This window comes from Dokdonella sp. GW821-FHT11D02 (assembly GCF_058808595.1).
On the sequence record NZ_CM179520.1, the window covers coordinates 4,947,429 to 4,963,924 of the forward strand.

A 16,496-nucleotide genomic window follows, 5' to 3' on the forward strand; every position below is an offset into this window, starting at 1 on the left:
TGCCAGGAACCTCATATGAAGAAAACTTATCACGGCAGTTGTCATTGCGGCGCGGTGCGTTTCGAGGCCGATATCGACATCGCCGCCGGCACCACGCGCTGCAACTGCTCGATCTGCACCAAGACGCGCAACTGGAGCGTGTTGGTCAAGCCCGACGAGTTCCGTCTGCTCGCCGGCGCGGACGCACTCACCGAATACCGCTTCGGCACCAACAGCAACGACCACGCGTTCTGCCGTCATTGCGGCGTGCGCTCGTTCGGCAGCGGCTATGTCGAGGAGATCGGCGGCGCCTACGTTTCGGTGAAGGTCGCCTCCCTCGACGACGTCGAACCGGCCGAGCTGATCGAGGCACCGCTCACCTACTGCGACGGCCGCAACAACAACTGGTGGAACGCGCCGGCCGAAACGCGGCATCTGTAACCGCGGCCTCGCCCGCACCAAGAGGAGCTCGCCCATGTCCCGTCTGCTGCAGTTTCTGATCCTCGCCTACCTGCCGCTGGCCGCCCGGCACCTGCCGCTCGGCGCCAGCGCAGCACACAGCGCAACGGCGTCGACCGACGCGGACCGCACGCGCGCGAGCCTTCTCGCCTGAGCGATCGGCATGCAGCGATTACCGCTCATCGCTTCGGCACCCGGCATCGTCCGTCTCCGCGTTCACGCGCGGAGACGGCACAGCGACAGTACGGCGCGATGGCGAGCCGAAGGCGTCGCGCCATGAACGCGTCTTTGCCAGTGAGACCGGCGCGCGCGATCATGGCCGGATGCGTCGTGCCGATCGCCTGTTCCTCATCATCAACGCCTTACGCGGCCGCCGCACCGCGCTGCCGGCGCGTCAGCTCGCACAAACGCTGGCGGTTTCGCTGCGCACGGTCTATCGCGACGTCGCCGACCTGCAGCTCTCGGGCGTGCCGATCGAAGGCGAAGCCGGCGTCGGCTACATGCTGCGCAAGGGCGCGGACATTCCTCCGCTGATGTTCAACGCCGAAGAAATCGAAGCGCTGGTGGTCGGCACGCGCTTCGTGCGCGCGTTCGCCGGCAAGCGTCTGGCCGGCGGCGCGCAGACCGCCCTGCTGAAAATCGAGGCGGTGCTGCCGCCGGAACTGCGACAGCGCGCCTCGCGCTCGCGCATCCTGGCGCCGGCGCGCTGGTACGAAACGAAATCCGGCCTGATCGACCGCTTGCACGAAGCGATCGCGGCGCATCGCGTGCTGCGCCTGGATTACCGCGACGAAGGCGGCCGCGAGAGCGCGCGCGAAGTCGAGCCGCTCTGCCTCGCCTTCTGGGGCGGCGCGTGGACGCTCGGTGCCTGGTGCCGTCTGCGCACCGACTTCCGCAACTTCCGCCCCGACCGCATCGCCAGCTTCGACGCGACCGGCGAGGTCTTCGTCGAAACCGACGACCGCGGCTTCGCCGCCTACATCCGCGCCGCCGGCGGCGATGCCGAGGCGATCGACGTCTGAGGTTCGATCGCGGGCGGCGTCAGGCGCGGCCGCGCGCGCCGCCGAGCATTTCCGCGCCGACCTTGAGCAGATCGCCGAGGCCGAGCTGGCCGTCGCCGTCCTGGTCGAGCACCGAGCCGAGCAAGCCGCCGTTGCCGCTTTGGTTGATGCGCTGATTCTCCTGCGCCAGCGCACCGCCGAGGCCGCCCGGGTTGAGACCCTGGCGCTGGCTCATGTTGCCGAGCACGCTCATCACGATTGGCGCGAGGATCGCCAGCAACTGACCGGCGTTCTGCGCGCCCAAGCCACTGGCCTGGCCGAGACCTTGCGTGGCTTGGTCCTGCCGGTTGCCGAAGATGCCGCCGAGAATGGAACCGGCATCGAGGCCGCCGGGCAGCGCAGAACCGCCGGCCGGTGCGCCACCGCCGCCGAGCATGCCGCCGAGTATCGAACCGCCGCCGCCACCGCCGAGCACGCTGCCGAGGATCGAGCCGATGTCCAGGCCCGAATGCGCGGCCGCGGCGTTGTGCACCGCGTTGGCGCCTTCGTCGGTCGCCGCATTGCGCGCGAGGCCGCCGACGACCAGCGGCACCGCCTGCTGGATCGCCGCCTGCGCCTGCGCCGGATCGACGCCCAGTTGCGCCGCGATCGCCTCGATGCTGGCCGGATCGAGACGGTCGAGAACTTGGTTGGTCAGATTGCTCATGAGAAGTCTCCGCTGGAAAGCAGGCGCGAATGCGCCGATGCACGATGCCATGGAAGCATGACGCTGACATGTGCGGGCGTAAAAGATCGTGAACCGGGCGACGTACGGCGTGCGCAAATGCGATGCTTGGTCCGGCTAGCTGCCGCGACGCCGGCTCCGTGCGACGATCGCCGCCGACCCCAACTCCTGATGATCGACTCCAGCCAACGATTCGACGATCTGCGCGCTCGCTACGCCAGCTCGCTCAAGCGCAAGCAACAAGCGCTGGGCGTCGCTTGGCGCGAGTTCGCGGCTGCGCCCGACGAAGACGGCCTGCGCCGCGACCTGCAATTGCAGATCCATCGGCTGGCCGGCTCCGCGCTCGCCTACGGCTACGAGCGCATCGGCGAAAGCGCACGCGCGGCCGACGTCGTGCTGCACGGCTGGGAAACACTGGCGCCGGCCTTGCGCGGTGCGCCGCGCGAACTGGCCGAACGCCTGGCCGCGCCGGTGCAGACCTTGCTCGACGACCTCGAAGGCGCGATCCGCGAAGACATCCGCCGCTCGCCGCCCGACGCCGGCCTGCGCGTACTCTTGGTCGAGGACGATCCGGGCCAGGCCATGCTGATCGGCGCGCAGCTCGAAGCGCGCGATTGTCGCGTGCGCGTCGAGCGCGACGCCGACGCGCTGTGGGAAGTGCTGACGCTGTGGCCGTGTCACGCGGTCGTGCTCGATTACTGGCTGCGCGGCGAAACCGCGGCCGAAGTCGCCGCGATGCTGCGCCGCGAGCCGCAGTTCGCACACGTCGCGCTGATCTGCTTCAGCATCGAACGCGACGAACAGATCCTGCGTGCGGCACTCGACGCCGGCTGCGATGCCGCGCTCGGCAAAGCCGAGGGCCCGGACCGCCTGCTCGCGCTGATTCGCGAATGCGTGGCGCGGCCGGACCGCTCCGGCAGCCGGCCCGGCTGACCGTCGCGGCGGCACACGGCCGCCGCGACGATCCTTTCGAGCCGCTCAGTTCGGTTCGGCGACGATGCGGTTGAACATCGGCTCGGCGGCGCCGTCGATGCGCACCCGCGAAATCGCCCAGAACGCCGGCGCCTCGATCCAGCTGCGACTCGCCACGCCGTCGACCAAGAACTTCACGCGATGGCCGGCGAGGGCGGTGCCGAAGTCGAGCGTCTCATCGCGCCAACCGTTCGAATTGCCCTCGAACGCGACCGGTCCGGAAACCAGATAGGGATCGACGTCTTCCCAATCGCCGCCGTCGATGCTGATGCCGAGATAGCCGAAGCCGGGACTGTTGAGCGGATCGCCCACCGCGCGATCGAACAAGTAGTCGTGGCGCAGCGAGATGCGCAGCGGATCGGTGGCGGAAACCAGGAACTCGTTGCCGATCATCCGCGCGTCGAAGGCGACGTGACGGTCGTCGCGGAGCACGTACGCCGGCTCGCCCAGATGTTGCGTGCGCTGCCATTGCAAACCGCAACCGGTGTAGCAGTAGGTGCCCGGGTAGACGCTACCGAAGCCCAACTGCCAATCCGCCGCGAAGGCCGGCTCGAGCGAGGCATCGCTGACCGCGCGGTCGCGCAGCAGATCGTAGTTGACGCGATGGACGCTCGACGCGCTCGCGTTGGCGCCCGGATGCTGGCGATCACGCGCGACTACGCTGAGCGGCAGTTCGATCGCGCCTTCGCTGCGGCGCACGCGAACGGCGAGGCTGACCGTCGCCTGCGCACCCGGCGCCAGTTCGATTTCCTCGCTCTGACGGCCGTCGGGAAAGTCGAAATCGCCGTGCGTCGCGTCCACGCGTGCGCGCACGCGGCGCAGCGGCGAGAAGCCGGAATTGCGCAGCGTGATGTCGACGCGGCCCGACTCGTTGCGATCGAGCACGCCGTCGCCATCGCCGCCCGACACTTCGACCAGTTGCGTATCGATCACGCTGAGCGCGCGCTCGCGATCCTCGAAGCTTTCCACCACGCCCATCAGGTTGACCGACATGCGATCGGGCGAGATCGCGCCGGCACCCATGCCGCGCTTGGCGAAACCGGCACGGCAACGACGATAGTCCGCTTCGTTGTCGGCGCGGATCGCGGTCAGCATCGCGTCGCGTGCTTCGGTGAAGGTCGGGTCGATCGGGAACAGCTTGAAGCCGGCGACGACGTCGCCGAGGAAGCGCCGGCGCGTCTGCTCGAAGCGCGCCGGCGGCTTGGCCACCAGGATGTTGCGCGCGCATTCCCACATCGCCGCCGACCACACTTCGCCGGCGGTGTGGATCTCGGCTTCGACCAAGGAGCGGCTGAGCCAGTCGTACGCCGGTGGCGTCGCCGGCACCGGATGATCCAGACCGATGTTCTTGAAGGTCAGCGGATTGACGCTGAGATCGGGCGAGAACGGATAGCGCCGCACACCGTGGTAGTAGCTGTTGTCCGGATTGCCGGGCGAGCCGGCCGGCGGCAGCGTGTCGTAGGCGACGTCGTAATCGAGATTGGAGTACGCGCCGCTGCCGCTGTAGGCGCCGGAGAACGGCGGCCGGCCCGGATAGACGTTGCGGTCCTGGCCGCGCAGGATCAGCATCTGTGCGATGAAGTCGCCGCTGCCTTCGCCGAGCGCGCCGCCCTGCCCGTTGAGATACCAGCGCGGCGATAGGCGCGCCTGCATCGCGTGCGTCCATTCGTGCCCGAGCACGGCGAAGTCGAACGCGGAGGCATCGCGGCGCGTCAGGCTGTAACGCGAGACGCCCATCGAGATCATGGCGGAGACGCCCTCTGCCGTCAGCGCGGTATACGGATGCGCGCCGCCCGACATCATCCACAAGGGGTCGCCGCCGACGCCGCCGCGGCCGAAGTTGTCCTGCTGCAGATTGCCCGCCTCCTCGTCGAAGCCGAGGTCGTAGAAATAATCGTGCAGCCAGTTGCCGGCGTAGAACATCTGCACGGTCTTCGCATTGAGCTGCGCCGAGGTGGACGGAATCGGCTGCGCGATGTAGTCGGGCAGCAGGCACTGGGTGAAGTCGTTCAGAGTGTCGTTCACGTCGTAGGCGTAGTCGAAGCTGCGCGTGCCGGTCAGTTGCGCGCGCAGGTCGCCTTCGACCTGCTGATAACCCTCGCCCTCGGTACCCGTCCCGGTACAGAAACCGTCGGCATCGACGTCATCGGCATCGAAGTAGGCATCGATGTTGTTGCCGACCGTCTCGGTCGCGCCGTCGGGCAGCCACGGATCGCCGGTCGAGATGCCGCCGTTGACCAGGCTGACCAGATTCATCGGCGCCAGCGTGGTCGGGCGCCAACCGTCCGCCACGCCGGTCGGATGCGGTGTGGTGAAGCCGTATGGATCGTTGTAGGGCTGACCTTGCGGTGTGGCGAACACGCGATACGAAAACGGTTGGTAGTCGCGGATCAGATCCGCGCTGGACAGCACGCGACCGTCCTCGGCCGACACGATCACCGCGCGCGCCAGCGGACGCTCGACCCCGGGCTGGCGGCCGTGGATCTCGGCGTAGTACGCCTGCAGCAGACCGCTTTCGGCCGAATACCAGATCGGCTTGATGCGCGCGGCGCGACTCGGCACGAAGGTCGGCGAGCGATCCAACTCGAACTGACGATAGGGCGCCTTGCCTTGTCCCGTATCGCGCATCGCGCTGGCGGCGAGCAGACCGTCGACGGCGCCGGCGGCCGACTTCAGCGCGCTCGCTTCGTCGCGCCGAAAGGCGGTGCGGCTCGCTTTGGCGACCGCAGCGGCGGACGCGGCGCCGCCGCTGACGGCGCGCACGGTCAGGCTGCGATCGAGCACCACATTCACGCGCGCGCCGTAGACCTCGATGCCGTCGACCGTCTGCGGAAACTGCGCGATGAACGCGCCCTGCGCGGTCGCATGCACACGCGCGCCATCGTCGAGCGCGAGCGATTTCGCCGTGCCCGTAGCGCGCGCGCCGAGCGCGCGCCGTGCGGCGGCGAGGATACTCGCACGATCGACCGTCGCCGCCGACTTCGACTCGCTGCTCGCCTCCGCTACCGCGTCGGCGCCACCGTCGTCCGCGCCGTCGTCGAGCCAGCCCGGCTGAGCTTCCAGATGCACCGGCGTGAAAGCATCGGCGGCGACTCGATCCGCCGCACTCGCCGTAACGGCGCCGAGCGCGAGCAGGACGGCCGCGCCGAGGGCGCAACGCGAATGTTTTGCAAGGTCTTTCTTCTTCACTTCAATCCCCTCTCGAAAAATCATCGACAGTCATTTGCTTCAATTCGGTTCGGCGACGATACGGCTGAACATCGGTTCGGCGGCGCCGTCGATTTGCACCCGCGCGATCGCCCAGTACGCCGACGAGCGGACGAAGCTGGCGTCGACCAAGCCGTCGAAGCGGAACTTCACGCGGTGGCCGGCGAGCGAAGTGCCGAAGTCGAGCGTGTCGCTGCGCCAGCCGCCGGAGCGCCCCTCGAACACGGCCGGGCCGGCGGCGAGATAGGCGTCGATCGCCTGCCACTCGCCGCCGTCGACCGCTACCTGCAGCGCGCCCGTCCCGTCCGGTGAATCCACGGCACGGTCGAGCAGATAGTCGTGGCGCAGCGTGATGCGCAAGGCGTCGACGGCGGAAACGAGGAACTCGCGCCCTTCCAGCGTGCCGTCGAAAGCGATATGGGCGTCGTCGCCGATCAGGTAAGCCGGCTCGCCCAGATGCTCGCCGCGCCGCCATTGCAAGGAGCAGACGAAGGAACAATACGCGCCGCTGTCGTAGCTGCCGCCGAAGCCGAGCGTCCAGTCGGCGGCGAACAAAGGTTCGGCGCTGGCGTCGGCGACGGCGCGGTCGCGCACGAGATCGTAGTTGACGCGGAATGCGCGTTCGCTGCGTGCTTGCGCGCCGCCGTGCTGCCGGTCGCGCGCGACGACGGTCAGTGGCAACTCGACGTCGCCTTGCGTGCTGGCGATGCGTACGTCGATGCCGACTACCGCCGTCGCGCCGGGCGCGAGCGCGATTTCTTCGCTGAGGCGGCCGTCGGGGAATTGGAAGTCGCCGTGTGCGGCGGCGGCGCGCACGCGGACGCGATTGAGCGGCGAGAAGCCGCTGTTGCGCAGCGTGATTTCGATACGACCCGATTCGCCGGTGTCGAGAATGCCGTCACCGTCGCCGCCGGCGACTTCGACCAGGCGTGTGTCGAGAATGCTGAGCGCGCGCTCGCGATCCTCGAAGCTCTCGATCGTGCCGCTCAGATTGACCGAGTCGCGCGGCGGCGACACCGCGCCGGCGCCCATGCCGCGTTTGGCGAAGCCGGCGCGGCAACGGCGATAGTCCGCTTCGTTGTCGACACGAATCGCGGTCAGCATCGCATCGCGTGCTTCGGTGTAGGTCGTGTCGCCGGCGAACAGCTTGAAGCCGGCGACGACATCGCCAAGGAAACGCCGGCGCGTTTGCTCGAAGCGCGCCGGCGGCTTGGCCGCGAGCACGTTGCGCGCGCACTCCCACATCGCCGCCGCCCAGACTTCTCCGGCGGTATGGACTTCGGCGTTCGTGAGCGAACGGCCGAGCCAGTCGTTGGCATGAGGTGACGGCGGCAACGGATGATCGACGCCGATGTTTTTGAACGTCAGTGGATTCACCGCCAGATCGGTGGAAAACGGAAACCGCCGCGTGCCGTAGTAGTAAGTGTTGTCCGGGTTGCCGGGCGAGCCGGCCGGCGGCTGCAGGTCGAAGTCGACGTCGTAGTCGAGATTGGTGTACGCGCCCGGCGGGTAGACGCCGGAGAACGGCGGTCGGCCCGGATAGACGTTGCGGTCCTGGCCGCGCAGCACCAGCATCTGGCCGATGAAGTCGCCGCTGCCTTCGCCGAGCGCGCCGCTCTGGCTGGTGGAGGCCCAAGTGCCCGACAGCCGCGCCATCATCGCGTGCGTCCATTCGTGTCCGATGATCGAGAAGTCGAATGCCGCGGTGTCGCGGCGGGACAGGCTGTAGCGCGAGTTGCCCATCGAGATCAGCGCGGATTCGCCTTCCAGGGTCACCGCGGTGAACGGATGCGAGCCGCCCGACACCATCAACAGCGGATCGCCGCCGACGCCGCCGCGGCCGTAATTGTCCTGCTGCAGGTTGCCGGCCTCTTCGTCGAAGCCGAGGTCGTAGAAAAAGTCGTGCAGCCAGTTGCCGGCATAGAAGAGCTGCACCGTCTTCGCGTGCAGCTGCGCCGATGTGGTCGGGATCGGCTGCGCCGCGTAGTTCGGCGGCGGGCATTGCAGGAAATCGTGCACGGCGTCGTCGGGATCGTAGGCGTAGTCGAACGCGCGCGCGCCGGTCAAAGGCGCGCGCAGGTCGCCGAGCGCCGGATCGAACGGATGAAACACGACCCCGCCGTTGACGCAGAGACCATCGGCGTCGACTTCGTCCGCGCCGAAATAGGCGTCGACGTTGTTGCCGGCCGTTCCAACGGCGCCGTCGGGCAGCCAAGGATCGCCGGTCGAGATGCCGCCGTTGACCAGGCTGACCAGATTCATCGGCGCGAGCACGGTCGGGCGCCAGCCGTCCGGCAAGCCGGTCGGATGCGGCGTGGTGAAGCCGTACGGATCGTTGTAGGGCTGTCCTTGCGGGTTGGCGAACAAGCGGTAGGAGTACGGCAGGTAGTCGCGCACAAGGTCGACGCTGGAGAGCACCTCGCCGTCTTCGGCCGCGACGATGACCGCGCGCGCTACGGGTCGCGTTTCACCCGGCCGGATGCCGCGGATCTCGGTGTAGTAGGCAGGCAAGAGGCCCGCCTCGGCCGGATACCAGATCGGCTTGATGCGCGTCGCGCCGCTCGGCACGAAGGTCGGCGAGGGCTGCCATTCGAAGTAACGGTACGGCGCCTTGTCGCGCGCGGTTTCGTGCAGGGTGCCGGCGGCGAGCAGACCGTCGACGGCAATCGCGGCCGACTTCAGCGCGCTGGCGGCGTCGCGGCGAAAGCCAACGGACTTGCTGCGATCGGCGCTCGTCGCGACGGCACCGCCGGTGATCGCGCGCACCTTCAGCGTACGATCGAGCAAGATATTGACGCGCGCACCGTACACCTCGATGCCGTCGACCGATTGCGCGAACTGCACGATGTACGCTCCTTGCGCGGTCGCATGCACGCGTACGCCATCGTCCGCGCCGCTGCCGGCGAGCGACTTCGCCGCGGCCGCACCGTGTGTGCCGAGCGCGCGCCGCGCCGCTTCGACGATCGCCGCGCGAGTGGCCGTCGGTGCCGCCTTTTCGTCGGCCGTATCCGCGACCGCAGCATCGTCGTCCGCGCTGTCGTCGAGCCAGCCGGGCTGCGGCTCCAATCGCATCGGCGCTGCGAACGAAGCGGCACGTTCCGCCGCCATCGCCGCTCCCGCCAGTAACACTCCCAACACCAATGCGCAGCGCGACAACCCCGCAGCTTCGAGCTTCATGGCCTTACTCCCCAGTAAGTTGGATGCAGAAGACGACTCGATACATCAATGAATGAATATCGTACGTAGCGAATCGTAGTATCGAACGCCGCAACGATCCCGCTGCGCTGCGACAACACGCGTGCGGTAACGCGCTCGATCGAAGCCGAGCCCACCGAAGCGCAAAGCGTGACGCGGTACGCGAATTCGTCGATCATGCGCACCCATTGTTCGGAATTCGCCGGACGATTCGCGCCCCGCGCATTCGACTCGATCCCTCATCGCCATGCAGACCTATCCTCCGATTTCCTTGATCGGCGCACCGACCGACATCGGCGCCGGCCATCGCGGCGCCGTGATGGGCCCCGAGGCCATGAGAGTCGCCGGCCTCGCCGAGGCGCTGCGCGCGCGCGGCCTCGAAGTCGCCGACCGCGGCAACCTGGTCGGCCCGGTCAATCCGTGGCAGCCGCCCGAACAGGGTTATCGGCATCTGGCCGAAGTCGTCGCTTGGAATCGCGCGGTGGCACAAGCAGTCGGCGCCGAACTCGACGCCGCGCGGCTACCGATCCTGCTCGGCGGCGATCACTGCCTGGCGATCGGCTCGATCGGCGCGGTCGCACGGCATTGCCGCGAACGCGGCAAGACGCTGCGCGTGCTCTGGCTCGATGCGCACGCCGACTTCAATACCTCGACCATCACGCCGTCGGGCAACGTGCACGGCATGCCGGTCGCCTGCCTGTGCGGCTACGGCCCGCGCGAGCTGACCGATCTGGCGGGGCCGGCGCCGATGCTCGCCACCGGTGCGATCCGCCAGATCGGCATCCGTTCGGTCGACCTCGGCGAGAAACGTCTGGTGCGCGAAGCGGGACTGGACATCTACGACATGCGCTACATCGACGAGATCGGCATGATGCGCGCGATGGCCGAAGCGCTCGACGGCCTCGACGCGAACACGCATCTGCACGTCAGCTTCGACGTCGACTTCCTCGATCCTTCGATCGCGCCCGGCGTCGGCACCACCATTCCGGGCGGCCCCAACTACCGCGAAGCGCAGCTGTGCATGGAGATGATCGCCGACACCGGCCGCATCGGCTCGCTCGACATCGTCGAACTCAATCCTGCGCTCGACGTGCGCAACCAGACTGCGCTGCTCGCGGTCGACCTGGTCGAGAGCCTGTTCGGCAAGTCGACCTTGATGCGCGACTGAAGCCTCAGTCGAAACCGTCGGAAAAGATCTTGTCGGCCGATGCGGCGATGCAGGTCGGCGTGTTCTGCGCGATCAGCGCCGACAACGTCGCGACTTGCGTCGGGTGGAACTGCAGCACGCTTTGACCACAGTTGGCGCCGTTGGCACCGCCCAAGTGGCAGTAGCTCATGATCGACCCCAGCGGCGCGCCGGGACCGGAGCTCGGGCAACTCACCGGGCCGGTATAGCAGCTGCCTTCGCCGTTGTAGCAGCGATCGATCGTGTTGCTCGCAGTCGGGTAGGCGCCGGTCGAGGTGTTGGTGCAATGCGTATGCGCGGCGCCGAAATTGTGGCCGAGCTCGTGGCCGACGATGCGCGCGGAGAGGTCGACGCCGGCCTGCGCGCTGGTGAACACCTTGTTGACGCTGTAGCTGCCGCCGTTGCTCGCGGTGCGGCAATACGAGTTGATCCAGGCGATACCGGACGCACTGAAGCCGCTCGTCATCTGACCCGACAGCAGCATCGCGAACGCACGCGGCACATTGGCGTGATTGGCCTGCCAGTAGCTGCCGAAATTGTTGAGGTCGGTGCCGTTGGCCGCCGCGTTCACAGCGATCGTGTACGGCGTCGCACCAGTACGAAAGATGGTCGTGCCTTGCTGCAGCGAGACGTTGAGGTCGCGCCGGTACATCACGTTCATCGACGCGAACAGATCGGCGATCCAATTGGTCGCCGCGCTGACGTTGGCCGGCGCCGTGCCGCCGAAACGATTGACCAGCAGCTCGTGGTCGACATCGACTGCGACAGTCGCGCTGCGCGGGGTTCCTGCGACCGCATCGGCACCGAGCACGACCAACGGCGGCGGCAGCGCGAACGGATTCGCCACGCCGTCGTCGCTCGGCAACACCTCCGGCACCACGCCGGGCGGCAGCGCTTCCTCGCTCGGCTGCACGAGCAGACGCAGCTTGTCGCGGTCGCTGCGCGCGCCGATCACGAAGGTGCCCGACGGGCCGGAACCTGAGCCGGCGAGATGGCCGAGGTCGGGATCGAAGGCGAGATGGGCGCGCACCTGCCCGCTGCTGTCGGTGCCGATCAGCTGTATGCGCGAACTGCGCGGCAGCTCGCGCTCGCCGTCCGCGCCAATCGCGATCAGGCGCGCTCCGGGCGCGTATACCTCGATGCGTTCGAAGCGCAGGTCGGCGTGGCCGCCATGGCCGTCGGGAACGCCGGTCAGCACGAACGGCGAAGCAGTCGCTGCCGCCGCCAGACGCGCGCGTTGGCCGGCGTCGAGCGCCAGGGTGTGAGTGGCCGCCTGCGCGTTCGCCGCAGTGATGAGTAAAACGATGCCGAGCAACGTACGCATGCCGGACCTCCGCCAAGTCTAGACGCGTGACAATTGTGGATTGCAGCACATTGCGGCGTTCACTCGATGTGAAGCGCGTCAAGCGCCGGCAATCGGCTCGTCGCCGCGGAACAATACCCAGCGTCGCGCCGCCGGCGCGACGCTCTGGCCCGGCTGCAGGCGCGCGGCATCGAAACGGCCGCGTTCGTGGATCGCGACCAGCGACGCCGCCAGCGCCGGATGCCGCGCTTCGATGCGCACGGTGGGGCCGAGATCGCGCACCGATTCGATGCGCACACCGCTGGCTTCGGCCGGCTCGAAGTCGAGATCGTGCGGACGCACGAAGGCGACCACGTCGGCCTCGTCGCGGCCGCTCCAGCGCGCGTGCAGCGCGGCCGGCAATTCGTTGACCTCGCCGAGGAAGCGGCACACGAACGGACTCGCCGGCCGCGTGTAGAGCGTCTGCGGATCGGCCAGCTGTTCGATGCGGCCCTGGTTCATCACCGCGATGCGATCGGCCAGCTCGAACGCTTCTTCCTGATCGTGGGTGACGAATACGCTGGTCACGTGGATGCGGTCGTGCAGGCCGCGCAGCCAGCGGCGCAGGTCGCCGCGCACGCGCGCATCGAGCGCGCCGAAGGGTTCGTCCAGGAGCAGGATTTCAGGCTCCACCGCCAGCGCACGCGCGAGTGCGACGCGCTGGCGCTGTCCGCCCGACAGCTGCGCCGGCAGACGCTGCGCGTAGTCGCCGAGCTGGACCAGGTCGAGCAGGTCGCGCACCTTGCGTTGCAGCTCGTCGCGGCGCGGACGCAGCCGCCAGCGCCGTACGCGCAGGCCGAAGGCGACGTTCTCGAACACGGAGAGATGGTTGAACAACGCGTAATGCTGGAACACGAAGCCGACGTGGCGCTTGCGCGCGCTGACATCGGTCACGTCGCGGCCGTTGAACGCGACGCGGCCGCGATCGGGAAATTCGAGCCCGGCGACGATGCGCAGCAAGGTGGTCTTGCCGCAGCCGGACGGCCCGAGCAGAGCCAGCAGCTCGCCCGACTCGATACTTAGATCGATGCCGCGCAGCGCCGGCGCCTTGCCGTAGGCATAGTGGATGTCGGCGACGTCGATGCTCATGTCGGGTGGCTCACGTTTCCTGTTCCGCCGGCAGCGCGCGACGCATGCGCCAGCCGATGATCTGTTTCAGCACCAAGGTCAGCAAGGCGAACAGCGCGAGCAAGGATGCGACCGCGAATGCGGCGGTGCGCTGGTATTCGTTGTAGAGCACTTCGACGTGCAGCGGCATCGTATTGGTCAGGCCTCGTATGTGTCCGGAAACGACGGAAACCGCGCCGAACTCGCCGATCGCGCGCGCGTTGCAGAGAATCACCCCGTACAAGAGGCCCCAGCCGATCTTCGGCAAGGTCACGCGCCAGAACATCGACCAGCCCGAGGCGCCGAGCGTGATCGCGGCGCGCTCCTCGTCGCCGCCCTGTGCCTGCATCAGCGGAATCAGCTCGCGCGCGACGAACGGAAAGGTGACGAAGGTCGTCGCCAGCACGATGCCGGGCACGGCGAAGATGATCTTGACGTCGTGCTCGGCCAGCCACGGCCCGAGCCAACCCTGCTTGCCGAACAGCAGCACGTAGATCAGGCCGGCGATCACCGGCGAGACCGCGAACGGCAGATCGATCAGGCTGACCAGTAGGCCTTTGCCGCGGAACGAATAGCGCGTGATCAACCACGCCGCGGCGACACCGAACACCGTATTGAGCGGCACCGCGATCGCGGCGACCAGCAACGTCAGACGGATCGCCGCGCGCGCCTCGCTGTCGGTGACCGCGGCGCGCCACACCTCCAGGCCCTTCTCGAACGCATAGCCGAACACCGCGAGCAGCGGCAGCACCAGGAACAGCGCGACGAAGGCGAGCGCGATCGTGAGCAAGGTCCAGCGCAACCAGCGCGGATCGCGCAGGGCGAGGGAGGACTTGCGGGGCGAGTGCGGACTCATCACCGGCTCAACGCGCGTCGGCCGAGCGTCGCCGCACGGTCCAAAGCTGCAACAGGTTGATCGAGATCAGCGCGAGGAACGAGGTGGCCAGCAGCACCACCGCGATCGCGGTGGCGCCGGCGTAGTCGTGCTGATCGAGCTTGCCGGTGATCAAGAGCGGCGCGATCTCCGACACCATCGGCATGTTGCCGGCGATGAAGATGACCGAGCCGTATTCGCCGATCGCGCGCGCGAAGGCGAGCGCGAAGCCGGCCAGGATCGCCGGCCACAACGCCGGCAGCACGACGCGCCACAGCGTGGTCAGACGGCCGGCGCCGAGCGTCGCGGCGGCCTCTTCGATATCGGGATCGAGCTGCTCCAGCACCGGCTGCACGCTGCGCACCAGGAACGGCAGGCTGACGAAGATCAAGGCCACGGTGATGCCGCTCGGCGTGTAGGCGACCTGCCAGCCGAGACGCGCGAGCCAGCCGCCGAGCGGCTCGTTCGCCGCATACAGTTTGGTCAGGGTGATGCCGGCGACCGCGGTGGGCAACGCGAACGGCAGGTCGACCAAGGCGTCGACCAGCTTGCGGCCCGGGAAGCGATAGCGCACCAGCACGAACGCGAGCAGCGGCCCGAGCACGAGATTGACCAGGCCGGCCAGCGCCGCGCAGCCGAAGGTGACGCGATAGGAAGCGAGCGCGCGCGGCGACGCGACCGCCTGCCAAAACTCGGCCGGCCCGAGCGTGGCGGATTTCAGCGCCAGCGCGGCCAGCGGAATCAGCACGATCAGGAACAGGTAGCTGACGCAGACTCCGAAGGTCAGACCGAAGCCGGGCAGCGCGTGGCGGCGCCACCGTGGACGCATGAATGCTCCGTTAGATCCAGAAAGCCATTCCTACTTCGCGCCGGGCACGTAGATCTTGTCGAACGTGCCGCCGTCGGCGAAGTGGGTCTTCTGCGCCTTTTGCCAGCCGCCGAAGACTTCGTCAATCGTGAACAGCGGCACCTTCGGAAACGCGTCGGCGTACTTGGCCGCCACCGCCGCATCGCGCGGGCGGTAATGGTTCTTCGCCGCGATTTCCTGCCCTTGCGGCGAGTACAGGTATTTGAGGTAGGCCTCGGCCACTTTGCGCGTGCCGCGCTTGTCGACCACCTTGTCGACCACCGTCACCGGCGGTTCGGCCAGGATGCTGACCGACGGCACCACGATTTCGAACTGGTCCTTGCTGCCGCTCTCGCCGAGCGCGAGCAGCGCTTCGTTCTCCCACGCCAAGAGCACGTCGCCCTGGCCGCGCTCGACGAAGGTGGTGGTCGATCCGCGCGCGCCGGTGTCCAGCACCGGTACGTTCTTGAGCAGCTTGCCGACGAATTCCTGCGCGGCGGCGTCGCCGCCGTATTTCTTCGCCGCGTAGCCCCAGGCGGCCAGATAGTTCCAGCGCGCGCCGCCGCTGGTCTTCGGGTTGGGCGTGATCACGCTGATGCCGGGCTTGACCAGATCGTCCCAATCCTTGATGCCCTTCGGATTGCCTTTGCGCACGAGGAAGACGACGGTGGAGGTATAGGGCGCGCTGTTGTTGGGCAGGCGCTTCTGCCAATCGGCCGGAACCAGATCGCCGTGTTCGTGCATCGCGTCGATGTCGTAGGCCAGTGCGAGCGTGACTACATCGGCTTCGAGCCCGTCGATCACGCTGCGGCTTTGCTTGCCCGAACCGCCGTGCGATTGGTTGATCGTCAGCGCATCGCCGCCCTGCTTCTTCCACTCGGCCGCGAACGCGGTGTTGAACTCGCGGTACAGCTCGCGCGTCGGGTCGTAGGACACGTTGAGCAAGGTGGTGTCCGCATGCGCGAACGTGGCGTAGGCAAATACGGCGGACGCGAAAACGGCGGCGATGGAACGTCGCATGGCAATCCCCTTCGGAAAGTCGTGCCGGCAGTCTGGCAGCGAATTCGTTAGGGTGGTGTTACCAGACCATGGCGCGTGTGCATCACCTCATGCCCTGACGGTAAGCAGTTGCCACGCGGCCGCGCCCTTGCGTCCCGTCGCGCATCGACATCGCCGCCGCGGTGCCGATGCACGTCGTCTCATTTCTCCGCGGCAACACTCCTTTCCGGCGCCGCGCCAGCCTTGGAATCCTTCGTGTGACCCGTCAACGCGCCGGCGATGCCTTCGGCGTAAGTGCCTTCGATGTCTTCCATCGAAGTGGTGCCGCCGTAGATGCCGCCCCAGGCGAAGGTCTTGTCCATGCTGAATTCCGCCAGCTGGGTGTGCGTGGCTTTTTCGAACACCTTGATCAGCCCTTCGAGATGAATCTGGCCGAGCCCGGCGAGCATCGCTCGCGCAAACGCGTTGCCTTTCTCGTAGCGAGTCACGGTGAGGTCGATTTCATACTCGCGCGGCTCCGGCGCCGCCGCGTTCTGCGCCTGCTTCGCGGCGAGCTTGCTTTGGATCTGATCGCGAAGCCGCGTCTTCTCGTAGTCCGCCATGG

Annotated in this window: 14 protein-coding genes; 5 read left to right on the forward strand and 9 right to left on the reverse strand. The window is 67.7% G+C overall.

Annotated elements, in window-relative coordinates:
* Positions 1 to 15: 15 nt before the first annotated feature.
* The 3 genes from AC3QL3_RS20955 to AC3QL3_RS20965 all read left to right on the forward strand — a co-directional run bounded on the left by AC3QL3_RS20955 (position 16) and on the right by AC3QL3_RS20965 (position 1,460).
* Positions 16 to 420 carry a GFA family protein gene (locus tag AC3QL3_RS20955; RefSeq protein WP_492896056.1) on the forward strand — a complete coding sequence of 135 codons (405 nt, stop codon included), beginning with the start codon at positions 16 to 18 and terminating at the stop codon, positions 418 to 420.
* A 34-nt stretch (positions 421 to 454) separates the two neighbouring features.
* Positions 455 to 592, forward strand: coding sequence for a hypothetical protein (locus AC3QL3_RS20960; RefSeq protein ID WP_492896057.1), 138 nt, complete (start codon positions 455 to 457; stop codon positions 590 to 592).
* Between the two features lie 169 nt (positions 593 to 761).
* Positions 762 to 1,460, forward strand: a complete 699-nt coding sequence (locus AC3QL3_RS20965) for a helix-turn-helix transcriptional regulator (RefSeq protein ID WP_492896058.1) — start codon at positions 762 to 764, stop codon at positions 1,458 to 1,460.
* 19 nt (positions 1,461 to 1,479) lie between these two features.
* On the opposite strand, the gene AC3QL3_RS20970 is transcribed toward AC3QL3_RS20965, so the two are convergent.
* Positions 1,480 to 2,145, reverse strand: coding sequence for a DUF937 domain-containing protein (locus AC3QL3_RS20970; protein WP_492896059.1), 666 nt, complete (start codon positions 2,143 to 2,145; stop codon positions 1,480 to 1,482).
* 189 nt (positions 2,146 to 2,334) lie between these two features.
* On the opposite strand from AC3QL3_RS20970, the gene AC3QL3_RS20975 reads away from it, so the two are divergent.
* Positions 2,335 to 3,096 carry a response regulator gene (locus AC3QL3_RS20975; protein ID WP_492896060.1) on the forward strand — a complete coding sequence of 254 codons (762 nt, stop codon included), beginning with the start codon at positions 2,335 to 2,337 and terminating at the stop codon, positions 3,094 to 3,096.
* A gap of 45 nt (positions 3,097 to 3,141) precedes the next feature.
* Here the strand turns inward: AC3QL3_RS20975 and AC3QL3_RS20980 are convergent, their stop codons facing one another.
* Positions 3,142 to 6,324, reverse strand: a complete 3,183-nt coding sequence (locus AC3QL3_RS20980; RefSeq protein ID WP_492896061.1) for a M36 family metallopeptidase — start codon at positions 6,322 to 6,324, stop codon at positions 3,142 to 3,144.
* Between the two features lie 39 nt (positions 6,325 to 6,363).
* Positions 6,364 to 9,519 (reverse strand): M36 family metallopeptidase, encoded by a 3,156-nt coding sequence (locus AC3QL3_RS20985; RefSeq protein ID WP_492896062.1) that lies wholly within the window; start codon positions 9,517 to 9,519, stop codon positions 6,364 to 6,366.
* Positions 9,520 to 9,784: 265 nt separating this feature from the next.
* Here AC3QL3_RS20985 and rocF point away from each other — a divergent pair, with 265 nt between their 5' ends.
* Positions 9,785 to 10,705 carry an arginase gene (gene rocF, locus AC3QL3_RS20990; protein WP_492896063.1) on the forward strand — a complete coding sequence of 307 codons (921 nt, stop codon included), beginning with the start codon at positions 9,785 to 9,787 and terminating at the stop codon, positions 10,703 to 10,705.
* 4 nt (positions 10,706 to 10,709) lie between these two features.
* Here the strand turns inward: rocF and AC3QL3_RS20995 are convergent, their stop codons facing one another.
* The 6 genes from AC3QL3_RS20995 to AC3QL3_RS21020 all read right to left on the reverse strand — a co-directional run bounded on the left by AC3QL3_RS20995 (position 10,710) and on the right by AC3QL3_RS21020 (position 16,494).
* A complete protein-coding gene (locus AC3QL3_RS20995; protein WP_492896064.1) occupies positions 10,710 to 12,047 on the reverse strand; it encodes a M12 family metallo-peptidase in 1,338 nt (445 codons plus the stop codon).
* Positions 12,048 to 12,125: 78 nt separating this feature from the next.
* Positions 12,126 to 13,154: a sulfate/molybdate ABC transporter ATP-binding protein gene (locus tag AC3QL3_RS21000; protein WP_492896065.1), complete on the reverse strand. Its 1,029-nt coding sequence runs from the start codon at positions 13,152 to 13,154 to the stop codon at positions 12,126 to 12,128.
* A 10-nt stretch (positions 13,155 to 13,164) separates the two neighbouring features.
* Positions 13,165 to 14,028 carry a sulfate ABC transporter permease subunit CysW gene (gene cysW / locus AC3QL3_RS21005; RefSeq protein ID WP_492896066.1) on the reverse strand — a complete coding sequence of 288 codons (864 nt, stop codon included), beginning with the start codon at positions 14,026 to 14,028 and terminating at the stop codon, positions 13,165 to 13,167.
* 7 nt (positions 14,029 to 14,035) lie between these two features.
* Positions 14,036 to 14,875 carry a sulfate ABC transporter permease subunit CysT gene (cysT, locus tag AC3QL3_RS21010; RefSeq protein ID WP_492896067.1) on the reverse strand — a complete coding sequence of 280 codons (840 nt, stop codon included), beginning with the start codon at positions 14,873 to 14,875 and terminating at the stop codon, positions 14,036 to 14,038.
* 30 nt (positions 14,876 to 14,905) lie between these two features.
* A complete protein-coding gene (locus AC3QL3_RS21015) occupies positions 14,906 to 15,913 on the reverse strand; it encodes a sulfate ABC transporter substrate-binding protein (protein ID WP_492896068.1) in 1,008 nt (335 codons plus the stop codon).
* Positions 15,914 to 16,092: 179 nt separating this feature from the next.
* Positions 16,093 to 16,494: a DUF4410 domain-containing protein gene (locus AC3QL3_RS21020; RefSeq protein WP_492896069.1), complete on the reverse strand. Its 402-nt coding sequence runs from the start codon at positions 16,492 to 16,494 to the stop codon at positions 16,093 to 16,095.
* Positions 16,495 to 16,496: the final 2 nt, after the last annotated feature.